This window comes from Desulfonatronovibrio magnus, from assembly GCF_000934755.1.
Taxonomy (GTDB): Bacteria; Desulfobacterota; Desulfovibrionia; order Desulfovibrionales; family Desulfonatronovibrionaceae; genus Desulfonatronovibrio; species Desulfonatronovibrio magnus.
Window position 1 is genome coordinate 18,195 of the sequence record NZ_KN882185.1, and the last position, 17,683, is coordinate 35,877.

The following is a 17,683-nucleotide window of genomic DNA, read 5'->3' on the forward strand; positions in this document are numbered from 1 at the left end:
CAATTTGGTTTTAGTTACTTATAAGCTTTAAGCTGAAATGAAAGTCAAACTGACTGTGCATTATCCTTTAATAAAGATTTCAAAAAGGAGCTTAGCTGATGCAAAACTTTAAACAGCAATATCTCATTGAGCAGTATGCTTAAATCTCTGGGACAGAAGATCAGGCTTTACAGGAATATTGCCGGTATTTCACAGAAAAAACTTGCAGAAAAGCTGGATGTCAGTCAGCACCATCTCGGATGCATTGAGAGGGGAGAATCAGCCCCATCAATGAGTCTGACCATCAAGATATGTGAAATTCTGGACATGCATCCAGCAGTTCTTTTTTCAGCAGTCAGTATTAAGCGGCCTTACCTGTGCAGCTCTGAACTTCAGAATGAGCCCGATATACTGCACATGCTTCCGGTGCCGAGACATGGTATGTGGATGGTTGATATTCAAAGCGGCCTGGAGATCTGGACAAAGTCACTGACCAGAATGATGAGTCTCAAGCCATCCAAAAAGGCCTGCTTTAATTCTTTTGTCAAGCATATCCACGATAATGATAGAAAACTTTTTACAGATTTTTATCAGGCTCTTCGTTCTATTACTATCCCTGAACCTGTTTTACTCAGAACTGTGACAGACCATGATTCCTGCAGGCACTTACATGTCCGGGCAGATTTGCACCCAGGTTTTGAAAACAATTCTGTCATGGCTTCAATGACCTTTATGGATTTAACCGAATCTAAGGAACTTTACGCTGTCCTGCGATATAATAGCGAGCAAGTAGAGGCTATAGTTCAGGAAAGGACGGGGTCTCTGGATCTGGCTTTAAAGGAAAAGCAGCAGGAAATTGATCTTCGGGACAGGGCTGAGAAAAAGGCCAGGGAAAAGAGTAACCAGTTACAGATGGTACTTTCCTCAGTGCCAGCAGTTTTTTATACTTTTCATCCTTCCATAGGTAGAATGGAATGGCACTCACTTAGAATGAAAAATATTATTGGCATCTCACTTCAGGATTTAAAAAATAATCCCATGCTCTGGCACGAATCAATTCATCCTGATGACCTGCCTGTGGTTAAACAGGCCATACAAAAGGCCCGAAAGGGAAAACAACTCAATGTTGAATACCGGCTTAAGGGAAAAGATGGTCAGTGGCGCTGGCTGCAGGACAGGGCTACTCCGCTCAGAGATGATAGGTGGGATTTTTACCTGGCTGGAGTTGCCATAAATGTTTCGGAACAAAAACAGGTACAGGAAGCCCTGCTAATTCTGTCCAAAGAATATGAAACCATCTTTAACCATTCCCAGAATACATTTTTCTTAATCGATGTTGATGAGCAGGATCGCTGCACTTTCCAGCGTCTGAACAGCCAGGAAGAAGCATTGACCGGCCTGACTACTGAAACTGTTCGTGGCAAAACTCCGGTTCAGGCTCTGGGAGAAGAACTGGGTTTGCAGGTAGAAAAAAACTACCAGCGCTGTATCAAAGAGAAAAGAGTTGTCAGCTATGAAGAAACTCTGCATCTGCCTGCAGGAAAACGGACCTGGCTCACAAAATTAGCCCCAGTTATGGAAGGCGGTAAAGTAGTCAAGATTGTGGGCAGTGGGCTGGATATTACAGATCGAAAAAATGCTGAAGATAATCTTCAGAAAAAGGAAGAACGCTTGAAGCTTATTACCAGCACCAGCTATGACTGGGAGTACTGGGTTAAGCCTGATGGCAGCCTTGAATTCTGTTCTCCATCCTGTAAGCGCATCACCGGCTACAGTGTTGATGATTTTTTAAGAGATCCAGATTTGATCCAGAGTATTGTTCACCCTGAAGACGCCCATTTCTGGAATGAGCATGCCTGCATGGCCACAAGTTACCAGGGAAAAGCCGAGTTAAGCTTCAGGATTGTTGCCAGGTCAGGCCAGGTGGCCTGGATTGAGCATAAATGCGTTGCCGTTGTTGGGCCTGACAGCGCATATCTTGGACGCAGGGTCTCCAACCGGGATGTTACCATGCGGGTAAATATGGAACATGAAATGCGTCAGGAAAATGAACGTTTACGCCGGTTGCTAAAGGATAATGGAATAGCGTATGGGTAAAATAATTTCCAGGAGCCTCAATCTTCAGCCTTCAGGTTAGTTATATTTGCTTATCGTAGAAAATTGATAATCAGAAAGGTGGCGGATACAGTTAATCCCAGGGTCCAGAACATGAATCTGTCCAAACGACGGCCCAAACCATCGAAAAGTTTGTCCATGGACTCAAACCGCTTGTCCATGGCATCGAAGCGCTTGTCCATGTTCCGCTGCATTCCCTCAAAGCGCAGATTGATCTGTTCCAGCAGAGCCCTGGTCAGTTGTTCATGGGACCGCTGGGCCTCCTCGACGCGGACGATGCCCTCTATCAGCGAGACCTCGCCAGCTCGCTTTTCCTGGGTCGCGATGAAGTCGGCCATGAGGTCGGACAGCTCATTGCGGATCATGGCCTTGAATTCCGGATTGGCCAGGAAATCCGCTGCTGGCGGCGGGGGTGGGGGAGAAAGAGGCTTATGTTTCCATCGTTGGAACGTAATGCGCCAGGGGATGATGGCCAAGGGAAAGGCGCGAATCGTGAAGTGTGCGAAACGGATCACGGCATAATCGGGGCACTGGCGTGCTCGGGGCTGCCTTCTGACTTCCGTCATCTGTCCTCTGCCAGGCAAGGCCGGGGCGGGGGCTCGCCGACGCTGCAAGAAGTGATGCGGGAGAGCGGGGCAATGAAAAATTGAAAGGGGAAAATATGGCAAAGGGCAAAGTCAGACAGCTACGCAATGTTCTCAAGTTGATCCATCCGGACATGTTTCACGACCAGGAAACATGTCAAAAGACCAATGAGAGGTCATTGCAGTCTCTGATGCAGTATTTCGACGTTCTGGAACACCCCTGTTCGACGCTGCCGGATTTTCCATCCGCGCTGCGTTTTTTTTATCGTAAAGGTGACGGGGCAATCCACGAGTTGCGTTTTTCCCTGGATACCCCCTCGGGCTTTTTGTCCAGTGCGGAGCGGTCTGGTCTTGCCGGGTCGTGCATCCGGCGTCTGTCCGCGGCCCTGGGCCTTGAAGATGGAGACGACTCCCAGGAAATCGATGATGCCGAAGAGGCCATCCATTTCGAGATCCGGCATGTGCTTTCGGAATTTCTCGCCCTGTCCAGGTTACGCAAGGCCGAGTATGAACGTCTGGAACACGAATGCCACCTGGCAGAGCAGGCCCTGAAAGAACAACTGAATATCAAGGTGTTCGTGTCGGTGGCCATGTCGAGGGTTGCCGCCTTGCCCACTCTCAAAAGGATGGTCGCCTGTCACGAGGAACTACGTGATGCCGGGATATCCGGACACTATGTGACCATTGGCGCGAATTATTCCTGGAAGAGCGAGGACAGACTGGAAATCCCTCCTGATTTCAACCTGGAGGCAGCCGTTTCCCTGATTCGGGGTAAACCGCTTGTACGGGACTTCCCAGCCGAACCTGAATGGTGGCGGATTAAAGACAGTCTGGTTGACCGCCTGCGCAAAATGTACAGGATCAGATGGATTGGCGAGGATATCTTCATTTCGCCCCAGGACGTCATTGCCAGCATTCGCAAACTCGAGAAGTACAATCCGGAATTGAGGCGCTTCGATCTCTCGGGAATGAGCTTCCTGATCGGCGACACCTACAGGGTGACCAGCCTTGGCTCCATGGTCATCCCGGTCGATTTCGGTTGCCCAGACCTGGTCGCGTTCCTTGAGACTTCCCTGGACCAGGCACGAACGCTCAGCAGGGAATCAGACGCCCTGGACGCCCTGGTTGCCGCGAAACAGGAAATGTTTCGAGCCAAGACAGGCGCGAAAATTCGCAAGGGCATCCTTGTTTCGGCCACGGATTTCGCGTCGGCCGTTGATCGCCTGCTGGGTGCGCTTGCGGGCGAGGTCAGAATCTCCGTGAGGGGACATGCTTTCTCCATCACGGACAGATACGAGGTTGACGGCGACGGGACAATCTCCCTTCGGCATGATTTTTCTGTCTCCGAGCTGACCTCGCTGCTGCTACCCGCATCCCGTACCGCCCTTTCCGCCGGAGAGACGTGACGCGGTTTACGGCAGGCAATATGGTTATTTACAAACATGCAATTTTATTCATTCTTTTTATGATACTATAGAAGCTATTCTAAGTCGGATCATTCGGATATATTGTCAAGCCATTCATAACAAAAAAATGGAGGCAAATAAAAATGATGTTTTCAGCAAATATTAAACGTATGTTTTTCATGCCATCCCTTTTGATTGTATTTCTTGTTGTACTATTGGTTTTGCTCCTGTCACCCAAAAATATAACTGCTCAGAATAATTTATTTTATTCTCCATTGCCACTGACCAATCCTAATAGCGTGATTGCCCAGAGTATGGATATTGTCCAGTACTCCCCGAGTTCACGGGGTAAACATTCCAGCATCCCGGCATTCCAGAATTCCAATTATCGCTGTCACGGCCCATACCCAGCCCGGAGACAGGGAAAAATTTCTAAAGGCCGGTATGGATGATTACATAGGAAAGCCAGTGACGATGGAAGAACTGGAAACCGTGCTTGGCAAAATCAGAGCATAAGAAACAAGACTATGATCAGCAACAATTCCCATAGGAGAGAAAAGTGAAATGTATTTCAGCTTATATCCATCAACAAAGAGTATGGTTTCCCATTGCAGTATTTCTTTGTTTTTTCCTGTATCCCTGGCAGAATATGGTGTGTTTTGCTTTTGAGAATAAATCAAGCATCGGGCAAGAAGCTGACAGCGGACAAATGCGCATTGTTGGAGCCACAACTATACAGCCGGTTGTTCAGGGAGTGGTCCATCTATACTTAGACTATTCAGGTATTGAAGTTGAGCCATTTGGGGGGGGAAGTTCTTTTGGAATCTCGTCAGTGCGCGACAAAACAGCTGATATAGGCATGGTCAGCAGAGAGCTTACCCCTGAGGAAAAGGAGGAATTCGGTCACGCTACAGTAGGCTATGACGCGGTTGCAGTCATTGTTAACAGCTTTAATCCAAAACAATCCATCACCAGAAAGGAATTGAGAGACATATATACATGCAGAACAAAGACATGGCCTGAGGGGTTAGAAGGTCATAACGATATTGTGCTTATTTCCAAGATGGTTGGACGAGGTACGCTGAGTGCTTTTGAGTCCTATATCGGTCTGGTCAGCCCTTTTCATCCTGATTCCCCGCACCAAGGCCAGGAAACAATTTGTACTTCGGCCTGGGAAGCAGGGGCCAATCTGGACAGCACCCTCTGGGTAGGAGGGATTCGCGGCGCTATAGGTTATGTGTCTGCTGGTGATGCCAGAAGATTTATCAGATTGGGAGTTCCAATTCGTATACTCGAGGTTGACGGTTCAAAGCCTGTTTATGATGTTGTCAGCAGAGGCAGGTATCCATTGAGCAGGGAGTTGAACCTTGTTTTCTTGAGCGGAAATGATCGGGCTGAAAAATTCGTTGATTTTATGCTTTCAGAACCTGGTCAGGACCAAGTTTTGCGGCAGGGATTTATTTCTGTAAGACCTCTCGTTGAGGAGCAGTTATGAACAGGAAAGCTTTTTCCAGATTATGGGTGCCTACTCTTGTTATAGCTATTATAACAATGTTCAGCTTTGCCCTCATGTCTCGCTACCAGAATATTGAGGTTCGCCAAAGCAATGATGTTAGCATCAAAACGATGCAGGTGATGCGCGATGTTGAACGAGTTCTTGCAGTCATGATGCAGGGTGCAGCCACAGGAAATGATATAGATTTTGCAGGTGCGGCAAGGATCTCCAGCGACTTGCAGGGATTAATTCTGGAACTGAATGCTGCCCAGGCAGTCAATAATGCAGACCTTTGGCCTACCTATCAGGAGCTGTATAGAAACTTGGTGATTGCAGTCGCTCTCTTTCAGGAGAATCGCATTCAGGATGCAACTCTGGCCATGGAGACTGTCAGACATCTCACAAGTGATTTAGGTCTAAAGCTTGAACATTTGGTCAGCCAGGCTGCCATGGTTCAGGACAGGCTTGTCAAAACTATGAATCTGCTCATGGCAGCTTGTGCAGTCCTTCTCATATCTGTGGCATTAATAAATGGTTTATTTTTTATTCCTGCACTGGTTGTCCGCCCAATGCAGAAAATGGTTGAAAAGGCTGAACAGGCTGCAAAGGCCAAGAGCGAATTTCTGGCCAATATGAGTCATGAGATTCGTACCCCCATGAACGGCGTCATCGGCATGACCGGTCTTTTGCTGGATACAAACCTGGACAGGGATCAGCAGCAATATGCCCGTACTGTGCGCTCCAGTGCCGAGTCTCTCTTGACGGTTATTAACGATATTCTGGATTTTTCCAAAATCGAGGCCGGGCGTTTAGATATTGAAGTCATTGATTTTGAACTGGAAGCCATGCTTAGAGATTTTTCAGACATGATGGCTGTTAAAGCGGAAAATAAAGGGCTGGAGTTTATTTGTTCCCTGGAACCGGGTGTGCCGAATATGGTACAGGGAGATCCTGGTCGACTGCGTCAGATCCTGATGAATCTCGTGGGTAATGCCATTAAATTTACTGAAAAAGGTGAGGTGGAGGTTAGAGTTCAGAAAGAGAATGCTGGAATTGAAGATAAAGAGAAATATGATGCTGGCATGCTAAAAGTATCCCTCTGCTTCACGGTTCGCGATACAGGGATAGGTATACCTGAAGATAAGAAGGACAGACTGTTTAAAAGTTTTTCCCAGGTAGATACTTCCACCACACGTAAATTTGGCGGTACCGGCCTTGGTCTGGCCATTTCAAAGCAGCTGGCAGAACTCATGGGAGGTACAGTGGGGCTTGAAAGTCAGGAAGGGCGGGGAAGTACCTTCTGGTTTACAGTGCAGCTTGGTATTCAAAACAGGCAGCAGGGAAAAATTCTTCCAGCCTGTCTGCAGGGAGTACATATTCTTATAGTAGATGATAACTCAACAAACAGAGAGATACTTATGGTTCTCTTTACTTCGTGGGGTATGCGACCACAAGAAGCCTCCAATGGATTTATTGCCCTGGGCATGCTTTACCAGGCCCAGGCAGTCAATGATCCTTATGTAGTAGCTGTTCTGGATATGATGATGCCGGAAATGGACGGTGAAACACTTGGTTTGCAAATTAAGGAAGATGTTAAATTACAGGAAACCTGGCTGATAATGCTGTCATCTGCCGCTGGACAGAAGGGTGATTCCAGTCGTCTTCAACGCGCAGGCTTTGACATGATTTTGAATAAACCTGTTATGTCAGGGGAAATATATGCCGGACTGCAAAAGATTCTGGGCAGGCCTGGCAGTATGAATATGGTGAATGAGTGGCCTGAACAAGAGAAAAATAAGACAGAATACCCTGACTTTTCGGGCACAAAAGCCCGTATCCTGGTTGCCGAAGATAACGTGGTCAACCAGAAGGTGGCATTGGGGATGCTCAAGAAAATGGGCCTGCGCGCTGATGTGGTGGGTAATGGTTTTGAAGCAGTCCAGGCTTTGCAGGACCTTCCCTATGATCTGGTACTCATGGACGTTATGATGCCGGAAATGGACGGACTGACCGCTACGCGGGAGATTCGGAAGGCGGAAGGAAAGAAGAGCAAGGAGGAAGCAGGAAGGAAGAAGCAGGAAGAGGGAAGAGAGCTTAATGAAGGAGACTCCAGCCATCCCTCTGACTTTCAGCCTTCAGCCTTCAGCCTTCAGCCCTCTCCCCGGCACCTGCCGGTGATCGCCATGACAGCAGCAGCCATGCAGGAGGATCGGGAGCGATGTATTGAGGCTGGAATGGATGATTATGTAGCCAAGCCGGTAAGCCCGGAAGCTCTGGGCCGGGTCTTGTCCAAGTGGTTGCGGGGAAACAAGGGACTGGAGTCAGGGAAAAGGGGTCAGGAGTCAGGATCATACCAAGTAAAACAAGAGGGTACGAGTTGTTTTGTCTGTTCGCAACCAGTGTTTGATAAAGATGACCTTATGGAAAGGATGTGGCATGATCAGGAACTTGTGGAAGAAATTCTCAGTTCTTACCTGGAATCAGTACCCGATAATATCCAGTCTCTCAAAGATTTTATTAAACAGGGCCAAATCGAGGATGCAACACGTGAGGCTCATTCAATCAAGGGAAATTCAGGCACTACTGGCTGCCTAACTATGGCAGAAATTGCATCAGAGATAGAAGAGGCCGGTCACTTAAAAAATCTTGATAAGATGAAGAATCTTTTGCCTGAACTGGAAAGGCAGTTTGCAAAGTGCAGTGAAGCTATCGTAGAAAGTTGATGATCAGAAAGGTGGCGGATATAGTTAATCCCAGGGTCCAGAACATGAATCTGTCCAAGCGACGTCCTAAAGCCTCGAACCGTTTATCCATGGTTTCAAATTGTTTGTTCACTACTTGGACCGGGAGAGCCATTTAACGTGACAAGCATAAAGCTTCAGCCTTCGATATGGTCAGCTCATTTACAAAGATGCAGTTCTTTTCATTCCTTTTATCATGGTCACCTTTAGAAGGCTTGAATGGTAATATAGAAGCTATTCTAGGTCGGATCATTCGGATATATTGTCAAGCCTTTCATAACAAAAAAATTTAGAGGCAAATAAAAATTATGTTTTCAGCAAATTTTAAACTTATGTTTTTCATGCCATCCCTGTTGATTGTGTTTCTTGTTGTACTATTGGTTCTGCTCTTGTCACCAAAAAATGTAACTGCTCAGAGTGATTTAGTTTATTCTCCATTGCCACTGACCAATCCCAATAGCGTGATTGCCCAGAGTATGGATATTGTCCAGTACATTGAGCAGAATCTTGATTTGAAGGTGGAGATTCAGTACGAGCACGATTATGCTACTATTTTGGGAAAGTTTGCCCGTGATGAAATACATCTGGTTCATCTTGGTCCATTGCCCTTTATTATGTTGAAGGCCCTGGCACCCCATGCTGAACCTGTTATTTTCTTTCGAGAACCTGACGGCCGGACATCCTACACATGTTCACTGGCCACGGCTATAGACAATAGTGAAGACCCCGCAACAACTCAGGGCCCAATAGCTCTGCCCCAGCCTCTTTCCACCTGTGGTTTTTTAACTACCTCCCATTTGCTACGTGCTTACGATACAAATCTTCAGCATCTGCCTTACACTTTTCTGGACAGTCACGAGGCTGTGGCTCAGGCTCTTGTCCGTGGAGAGTTCGCCTTGGGAGGACTGAAGTCTGCCATTGGCCAGTCATACGACCAGATAGGACTGCAGTTACTTAAACAGGGGCCGGAGCTGCCAGGATTCGCAATGGTTGCCAATGCCCGGGTCATGGATGAAAAACTGAGAACTGAGTTGGCCACGATTTTAACTGAAATCCCTGATGATATCTACAGTCAATGGCAGGGACTGGGGCAATGGGGGATGAGCAAGGCAGGCAGTGAGGACTATTGTGACTTGCTGCTCCTTGATGGAATTGAAGACATTCCTGATTGCGGAGATTTAGACTGTACACTCCTTAAAAATGCTCTGGAGGATATATGCGCCATTCCATAATGGCATTGCCAATGCGCCAGGTCCTGTTTTTTGCCCTGATTATTACCGGCCTCTGGCTTGCAATTTTCAGCTACCTTAACCAGGACATGGCAAGTGGGCGTAAGCTTTTTCTAAATACTCAGGTTCAAACCCAGGATATAGCCTGGCAGGCAGTGCTGCAGCTTCATCAAACCGGTATGCAGTCTTATTTTGAAACCCATCTGACTCGACCAGAGGTTTTGCGGCAGCTTGAGCTTGCTTACAATGATGGCCATGAAGTGGAAGCCAGGATGACATTGTACCGACTTATCTGGCCGCTGTATGATTCGCTTGCAAAGAGCAGGAAGGTCCAGCAGCTGCATTACCATACTCCTGATGGCCGCAGTTTTTTACGCTTTCATGCCCCACACCTCTCCGGAGACGCATTACAGGATGACCGGCCCTCCATACGTATTGCCAACCAGGAGTTTCGTACGGTTAAAGGGTTTGAAGCAGGACGTGTGGTCTCAGGTTTTCGCAATGTCTTTCCCATTGTTGACCAGGGAAAACATCTCGGCAGTGTGGAGATAAGCCAGCCGTTTGATGCTTTGCGCCGAGCCATGGCAGAACTGCATGAGCATCGTGAGTTTATTTTTCTGGTGAACGGTGCACATGTGTATGACTTGCTTTTCCAGGAGCAGCGGCGTTTGTATGCGTCAAGCCCTGTTTACCCAGGCTGGTACGAAGAGGATCCTCACAGAGAACTGCCTCATGCGCCGCCCCCACTCAGTGAAACAGCTCAGAAACTTCAATACATATTAGCTGTTGAGCCTGGTCTGGACGCTGCTTTTGAGCAGGGCAGTTCCTCTGCCTTTGCTCTCAAGATGGGTGGAAGCTATTATGCGGCAACCCTGACAGCTGTACCTGATATAAAAGGTCAAAACGCTGCCATGCTGCTTTCCTTTGCTCCGGCTCCTGAGTTGAAACAAATGCAGCATCAGTTTTTCATAACCCTGACTATTTCTACAGTCCTGCTTATTATCATTATGACAATTTTTCTGCGGTTATATGTTCAGCGTAGAGAAACTGTCATGGAAAGAAACCGTTTGCAGACCATTACTCAGACCATGGGCGAAGGTCTATATATGTCCGATATTCAGGGACGGATCAGCTATGTCAATCCTGAAGCACAAAACCTTCTGGGCTATACAGAAACTGATCTTCTCAACAATAATGGACATGACCTGTTTCATAGTCATGAACAGACCAGTCCGTCCAACCTGTCATCTAATGAATGTCCAATTATAAATACAGTAAAGAATTTTAAAACATACAGTAATGAGGAAAAGTTTAAGTGCAGTGATGGCTCAATACTGCCTGTAGATGTGACTGCCAGCCCGATTATCCGGGAAGGGCAGGTTGCAGGCGTTGTAACAGTATTCAAAGATATTTCCGAGCGTAAGAAGATGCAGGATGAGCTTCGAAAGCTGTCCAGAGCTGTGGAGCAAAGCCCTGCCAGTGTGGTTATGACCGACCTCAAGGGCAATATCGAGTATGTAAATCCTACATTTACCAGCGTGACAGGATACACGCTTGATGAAGTTAAGGGTAAAAATCCAAGAATGTGGAAATCTCCTGATACAGATCCTGAAATACACCGCGAACTTTGGAAGACTATTTCATCGGGTAATGAATGGCGCGGGGAGTTCAAAAATATCAGGAAAAACGGTGAATCATTCTGGGAATCAGCGTCCATTGGACCCGTGTTTAATGATCAGGGAAAAGCAACACATTACATGTCAGTCAAAGAGGATATTACAGACCGGAAAAAGACTGAAGAAGTTTTGCTGCAGGCCAGGGAGCAGGCTGAGGCAGCCAATATTGCCAAATCCCAGTTTCTGGCCAATATGAGCCATGAACTTCGTACCCCCTTTAACGGCATCATGGGCATGATGCAGCTTCTGCAGACCACTGATCTAAATCAGGAGCAGCAGGAATATGCTGATGCTGCCATTATATCATCGAGACGGTTTGCGCGTCTTTTGTCGGATATTTTGGATTTGTCCAGTATTCAGGCCGGCAGGATGGTGCTGAGCAATACTCGGTTTGATGTCAAAGAACTGATGGAGTCAATGGCTGGTCTTTTTTCAGCCCAGGCCAGGGAAAAGTCAATAAATCTGCAATACCTGATTGATGCTGAAGTACCGGCAAAACTCGTGGGTGATGTCATCAGGACCAAGCAGATTTTGTTTAACCTGGTAGGAAATGGTTTGAAGTTCTGCGATCAGGGTAGTGTCCACATCAGGTTATCCCTGCTTTCTCCTGCCAGGGGGAGAGATTTGAGAATAATGTTTTCTGTTTCTGATACAGGAACAGGCATCCCTGAAGATAAATTACGGGAATTGTTTAATCCTTTTGTCCAGGTGGATTGTTCTTATACACGTGAGCATCAGGGCGCAGGGCTTGGGTTGACCCTGGTTAAAGAACTGGTGTCTTTGATGAATGGAAATATTTCTGTGGAAAGCAAGGTTGGCCAGGGCACGACTGTTTATGTGGTTTTGCCTTTTGATCTTCCAGCAGACAAACAAAAAGAATCTGCACCAACTGCAGCCCTGTCCGGAGATGGCAAAAAGCACCTGGATATTCTTCTTGCTGAAGATGATCCATTAAACCAGATGTTCATGATCCATATTCTGAAAAAAATGGGGCACTCGGTTACTCTGGCTAAAAACGGAAAGGAAGCTGTAGATCTTTTCCAGGACAAGGAGTTTGACTGCATCCTCATGGATATCCAGATGCCGGTCATGACCGGGGATGAAGCAACAAGGCGCATACGCGCCCATGAGGTTAGAAGTCAGGGGCCAGGGATCAGGAGACAGGAGTCAGGGGCCAGGGATCAGGAGACAGGAGTCAGGGGTCAGGGGGCAGGAGACAGAGGGCAGATATCAGGAGTCAGGAGTCAGGAGTCAGGGTCCGGGGAGCATAAGTCCCAGGTAAAACACTTCAAAGGGGACAGCGGTTTTTCGGGGCAGGCAGAGCTCGGAGGTCTAAGTTCTGACCATCCGCCATCCGCCTTCAGTCTTTCTCAGCCTTTAAAGCACATTCCAATTATCGCTGTCACGGCCCATACCCAGCCCGGAGACAGGGAAGAGTTTATAGAGGCCGGTATGGATGATTTTATAGGAAAGCCAGTGCGTAAGGAGGATTTGGAGAAAGTGTTGTACAAACTTCAAACAGGAATGGGCAAAGAGCCATGAATAAGAATCAATCTTTTTCTTCCTGTTTGAACTATGCTGGATGGGTTAACGTCTCCTCGAGGCTGGTTGCCATTGTGCTGACTGCTGTTTTTCTTTTGGCCGCGTTCTATCCACAGAACCTTTATGGGCGTTGTGACGAGCATGCCGCGGTTGATGCAGAGCAGCATGTTCTTCTGTTAAATTCTTATCATAAGGGCCTGTCCTGGACCGACGCACTGACTGATGCGGTTTTTGATGTGCTTGCCCCTCTGGGTGTCGAGATTACGGTTGAATACATGGATACAAAACGCACCCCCCTGTCTCAAAGCGAGGACTATCTGCTGCCATTTCTTTCCGCCAGGTTAGAAGATACATCCTTTGACACAGTCATTGTCAGCGATAATGATGCCCTGGACTTTGCCAAGAAATACCGGTCCGTCCTTTTTCCTGGTACGCCCATTGTATTTTGTGGAATTAATTACTTTACTCCAGATATGATCGATGATTCCGGCTGGTTTACCGGAGTCATGGAAGTGACTGATGCCCGGGGTACGTTTGATGTGATGCAGATGATGCTGCCGGAAATGAAGCGGGTAACAGTGATTTCGGACGGGACCCCCACAGGCCTGGCCGAATCCAGGGCAGCGCGTTCGGTTCTTAGCCATGAACTTGACCAGGTGGAAATCAGGTACATTGACAATCCTGAAACCGAGTCTTTGCTTGCAGAATTAGCCGGTTTAGATCCTGAAACAGATGCTGTCCTGCTGACAGTTTTTAATATGGATGCCAAAGGAAGGTACTTCACTTACGAGGAAAGCGCGAGATTGATAACTGAAGCAGCTCCATGCCCGGTTTTTGGGCTTTGGGATTTTTACCTCGGGGCCGGAGTTGCTGGCGGGCGCATGGCCAGCGCAGCGGATCAGGGAAGAGTTGCCGCAAACATGGCTGCAGCAATTGTTCAGGGTGCTCATCCGCAGGATTTACCCATTGTTACGAACAGCCCCAACCGGACTTTTTTTGATGCCCCGGCTTTGCTTCGGCACTCTATCCATCCATCCAGTCTGCCCGAGGGCTCAGTCGTTCACAACCAGAACCCAGCCTGGATCCGACTTCAGCAAGACGGCCTGGACCGGGATTCCAAGTTCTCCTATGAGATGTTTCATGGACATGGTTCAGTCATGATGATCCTGGACCCGGAAGATGGCCGCATCTTAGATATTAATAAAGCCGGGGCTGAGTTTTATGGCTATCCCCTGGAGCAGATGCTGACCATGAATATAATGGACTTTAACATACTCCCGGCAGCCCGGGTCCAAATGGAAATTGAGCAGGCCAGACAGGAGAATGTTAACCGGTTCCGGTTCAAGCACCGGATGGCATCCGGAGAAATTCGCGATGTAGAGGTTAACTCCTGGCCGGTTCACATTCAGGATACGCCGGTCTTGTTTTCCATTATTCAGGATGTGACTTCTATTATTTCCAGTCAGGCCCAACTGGAAGGTATCCTGGCTGAGCGGACCGAAACTCTTAAAAGGCGTACCCGGGCCCTGGTATTTATTCTTGTGACCTTTGTGGCGGCCCAGGGTGTGGCCATTACATTGATTGTCCGCTATGCCCTGAGACAAAACAAACTGTCCTCAGAGCTCAAGCAGGCCAATGAAAAGCTTGAGAGACTCAATGCTGAAAAGGATAAGCTTTTTTCCATAATTTCCCATGATCTCAAGTCTCCTTTGTCGGGTTTGATTTCATCTACAAAAATGCTTTCCAGTCAGTTAGCTGTATTTTCTCAAGATGATATTCGCTATATTTCCAGTGAGCTTCATAAGAATTCCAAAAGTACATATGCGCTTCTCGAAGAGTTGCTTCAATGGGCACAGATGAGCCAGGGGGGAATTGACTATAAACCTGTGCCCTGCAGTTTAAGTGAAATGATAAGTATCGGGATTAACACAGTGAAGAGTGCGGCTAAGGACAAGGACATAGTAATTAGAACTGATTTTCCTGATGATATTGCGGTCATGGTTGATCAGTCCATGGTTAAGACAGTGCTGCGCAATATACTTTCCAATGCCATTAAATTCAGTCATCAGGGAGGTGAGGTCTTAATCAGGGCCCGGCATTCAGAGGGTAAAATTACAATGGCGGTGAAAGATAACGGGATTGGGATGAGTGAAGAGGTTAAGTCCATGCTGTTTACTGTTAATAAGGCTAAGCAGCAGCTTGGAACTGACGGTGAAAAAGGAACCGGCCTGGGATTGATGTTTTGTAAACAGTTTATTGAACAGCACGGAGAAAAGCTCTGGGTGGAAAGTGAGCCTGGAAAGGGTACAACAGTATTTTTTACCCTGCCAAATGGGTGAGTGCTCTATGATAGTTCTTAGGCTTCCCCCATTGATAGGACAAAACTGGATATGACATGACAACTCAAACTGTATCATACGTGCTGGATAGTCAAAATCGCATAATCTCCACAGGAGGCGTTTGGGATGAGTTTGCAGATGAAAACGGCGGCACAGGGTCATCTTTGAAAGATATCTGCGGACGATCAATCTGGGATTTTATTAAAGGCGATGTAACTCGAATGTGGCTGGATTCGGTTTTTCAGTATGCGAGAGCTTTCGGCAAAACAATAGAACGGCCTTACAGATGCGATTCGCCTGATTTGAAGAGGTTCATGCGTATGCGAATTATTCCTGAAAAAGAGGGTGTTCTTCGTATAGAGCATGAAATACTTTCAATAGAAAAGCGATCTGCACCTGTGAACATCAAATCCGGTGAGAGTACTGTGAATGGCATCAATCAACGATGCAGCATTTGCGGTCGAGTGAATATGGGAGAATGGAAGGAACCGCATGGAGACCATGATGAATTGTCAGATGGAATATATGTAATTTACACAGTATGTGAAGACTGTCAGTTGTTAATGCCCGGGAGTTTTTAAGGTGTCTACCCTGACAACAGCTATGGAAATAGTATAATTGATCTTAATTATTCTGAAGACTCCACAGAAGGTTTCATGACGGTTCAGGCAACAGAAGAACAGTCATCAGCGAGCGAAGAGGTAAATCGAAGTATTGATGATATTAATCGCATAGCAAGTGAGACCGCTGATGTCATGGATCAGTCAGCCCAGGCTATTGGTGAACTGGCAGGCCAGGCAAGCGAACTTCAGAAGCTGATAGAAAATTTAAAACAGGCCTGATGAATTGATATTCAGGTTAAACCTTACTGTCAGATAACTCATACACTTTTAAACTTTTTTAGGATTTATCATGTCTGAATCTTCTAAAAACAAAAGCATGCTTACTTGTCTCTTTTAATCAGAGGATAGATACATGACAACCAGGAGGAATGAATGGAAATATCCGTAATTGGTCCGGGTTATGTGGGGCTTGTAACCGCAGTGATTTTTCCTTTGATGCCATGAGCGTTTACTGGAGAGTAGCCGCAGACTGCATATTAAATCCCCGTCCCAGGGCCTGTTCTGACTCAGCCGGGATAAGCAACATACATGACATGATTGCTGAAAAAGGACAGATATATGCCAGATATGATATTTTCAGCGGCCAGATTGGAAGCGATATTGTTTCTCTGAGTTTTTACGGCAGCTTCCTTCCAGGTATGAGACTGCATTTTCCAACACTTGCAGAATCCTTTCTCAAGTCTGAGCTTTCCCAGAGCAGGATCAGGCCCATTCTTAATGATCCTGACAGATATTACGACCTTAACTGGATCTGGTTTGGTCTGGCAGCCGATTCCGGGCTGATTAAAGAAATGACTCCTGATCCCCAATGGATTCGAACAGTTTTGGCCCAATAACTTTAAACAACTTAGCTGGAGTTAAGCATGATAAACTATTTCAGAAAGACGGCCCTGGTTACCGGAGGTGCAGGCTTTATCGGTTCGCACCTTTGCGACCGGCTCATCAGAGACGGCTATTCAGTTCTATGCGTTGACAATTACTTTACGGGCAGCCGGGACAGCATTGCCCATCTTCTGGACAGTGAACACTTTGAAACCCTGCGTCATGACATTACTTTTCCCCTTTACGTAGAGGTGGATGAAATCTGGAACCTGGCCTGCCCTGCCTCGCCCATCCATTACCAGCGCGATCCAGTCCAGACCACCAAAGTCAGTATTATGGGCGCCATAAATATGCTGGGGCTGGCCAAGAGACTGGGCTGCAAAATTTTTCAGGCTTCCACCAGCGAGGTTTACGGTGATCCGGAAATCCATCCCCAGGTGGAAAGCTATACAGGCAATGTAAACCCCATTGGCCCACGCTCCTGCTACGATGAAGGCAAACGCTGTGCAGAGACCCTGTTTTTCGATTATCACCGCAAGCATGGTTTAGACATCAGGGTGGCCAGAATTTTTAATACCTATGGTCCCAGGATGCATCCTGCTGACGGCCGGGTGGTTTCCAACTTCATTATTCAGGCCCTGAGAAATGAGCCCATCACCCTTTATGGGGACGGTTTGCAGACCAGATCCTTCTGTTTTGTTGACGATCTGGTGGATGGTTTTTTAAAATTCATGAGCAATGATCATGGATTTCAAGGCCCGGTAAACTTAGGCAATCCAGGGGAATTTACAGTCAAGGAACTTGCCCAAACCGTGCTTGACCTGACAGGCAGCAGCTCAAAACTCACCTATCTTCCTTTGCCTGTGGACGACCCTCAGAAAAGACGCCCTGACATCAGCCTGGCCAGAGAGAAGTTCGGCTGGGAGCCGAAAATTGCATTGCAGGAAGGACTAAAAAAGACAATTGCCTATTTTGAAGAGCTGATTCGTCATGGATGCGACAGGAGCGAGTCTTAATTTTACTCATCCTCTCACATGAATAAATCCGTCAGGGGATTTTACCCTGACGGGTTTATTACAGGGTACTACAGATTAACCTGGTTTAATGCTTTGAAACCGGAAATGACAGTCTG

At 47.1% G+C, this 17,683-nt stretch carries 12 protein-coding genes and 1 pseudogene; 12 read left to right on the forward strand and 1 reads right to left on the reverse strand.

Going from position 1 to position 17,683, the window contains the following annotated elements; translation table 11 throughout:
* Nucleotides 1-135: 135 nt before the first annotated feature.
* Nucleotides 136-2,076: a PAS domain-containing protein gene (locus LZ23_RS20320; RefSeq protein ID WP_157493365.1), complete on the forward strand. Its 1,941-nt coding sequence runs from the start codon at nt 136-138 to the stop codon at nt 2,074-2,076.
* A 50-nt stretch (nt 2,077-2,126) separates the two neighbouring features.
* Here the strand turns inward: LZ23_RS20320 and LZ23_RS24340 are convergent, their stop codons facing one another.
* A complete protein-coding gene (locus LZ23_RS24340) occupies nt 2,127-2,660 on the reverse strand; it encodes a hypothetical protein (protein WP_157493367.1) in 534 nt (177 codons plus the stop codon).
* Nucleotides 2,661-2,755: 95 nt separating this feature from the next.
* On the opposite strand from LZ23_RS24340, the gene LZ23_RS20335 reads away from it, so the two are divergent.
* The 11 genes and pseudogenes from LZ23_RS20335 (at nt 2,756) to LZ23_RS20385 (ending at nt 17,567) form a co-directional block, all read left to right on the forward strand.
* Entirely contained in the window at nt 2,756-4,084 is a 1,329-nt protein-coding gene (locus tag LZ23_RS20335) for a DUF4461 domain-containing protein (RefSeq protein ID WP_045217186.1), read from the forward strand.
* Nucleotides 4,085-4,405: 321 nt separating this feature from the next.
* Nucleotides 4,406-4,600, forward strand: a complete 195-nt coding sequence (locus LZ23_RS20340) for a response regulator (protein WP_045217188.1) — start codon at nt 4,406-4,408, stop codon at nt 4,598-4,600.
* Between the two features lie 43 nt (nt 4,601-4,643).
* On the forward strand, nt 4,644-5,579 hold the full coding sequence (locus LZ23_RS20345; RefSeq protein WP_045217189.1) for a substrate-binding domain-containing protein: 936 nt from the start codon (nt 4,644-4,646) through the stop codon (nt 5,577-5,579).
* A complete protein-coding gene (locus LZ23_RS25410) occupies nt 5,576-8,302 on the forward strand; it encodes a response regulator (RefSeq protein ID WP_052507565.1) in 2,727 nt (908 codons plus the stop codon). Before LZ23_RS20345 ends, LZ23_RS25410 begins: the two co-directional genes overlap by 4 nt.
* A 326-nt stretch (nt 8,303-8,628) precedes the next feature.
* Nucleotides 8,629-9,552 carry a PhnD/SsuA/transferrin family substrate-binding protein gene (locus LZ23_RS20355; protein ID WP_052507566.1) on the forward strand — a complete coding sequence of 308 codons (924 nt, stop codon included), beginning with the start codon at nt 8,629-8,631 and terminating at the stop codon, nt 9,550-9,552.
* Entirely contained in the window at nt 9,537-12,767 is a 3,231-nt protein-coding gene (locus tag LZ23_RS23015) for a PAS domain S-box protein (protein WP_052507567.1), read from the forward strand. The genes LZ23_RS20355 and LZ23_RS23015 overlap by 16 nt, the downstream gene beginning before the upstream one ends.
* Nucleotides 12,764-15,106: a sensor histidine kinase gene (locus LZ23_RS20365; RefSeq protein ID WP_045217191.1), complete on the forward strand. Its 2,343-nt coding sequence runs from the start codon at nt 12,764-12,766 to the stop codon at nt 15,104-15,106. Before LZ23_RS23015 ends, LZ23_RS20365 begins: the two co-directional genes overlap by 4 nt.
* Nucleotides 15,107-15,162: 56 nt before the next feature.
* Nucleotides 15,163-15,687: a hypothetical protein gene (locus tag LZ23_RS23020; RefSeq protein WP_052507568.1), complete on the forward strand. Its 525-nt coding sequence runs from the start codon at nt 15,163-15,165 to the stop codon at nt 15,685-15,687.
* Between the two features lie 87 nt (nt 15,688-15,774).
* Nucleotides 15,775-15,948, forward strand: a pseudogene (locus LZ23_RS20375) (methyl-accepting chemotaxis protein); the annotation flags it as partial.
* Nucleotides 15,949-16,097: 149 nt separating this feature from the next.
* A complete protein-coding gene (locus LZ23_RS25200; RefSeq protein WP_045217194.1) occupies nt 16,098-16,565 on the forward strand; it encodes a hypothetical protein in 468 nt (155 codons plus the stop codon).
* A 27-nt stretch (nt 16,566-16,592) separates the two neighbouring features.
* Nucleotides 16,593-17,567, forward strand: coding sequence for a UDP-glucuronic acid decarboxylase family protein (locus LZ23_RS20385; protein WP_045217195.1), 975 nt, complete (start codon nt 16,593-16,595; stop codon nt 17,565-17,567).
* Nucleotides 17,568-17,683 lie beyond the last annotated feature (116 nt).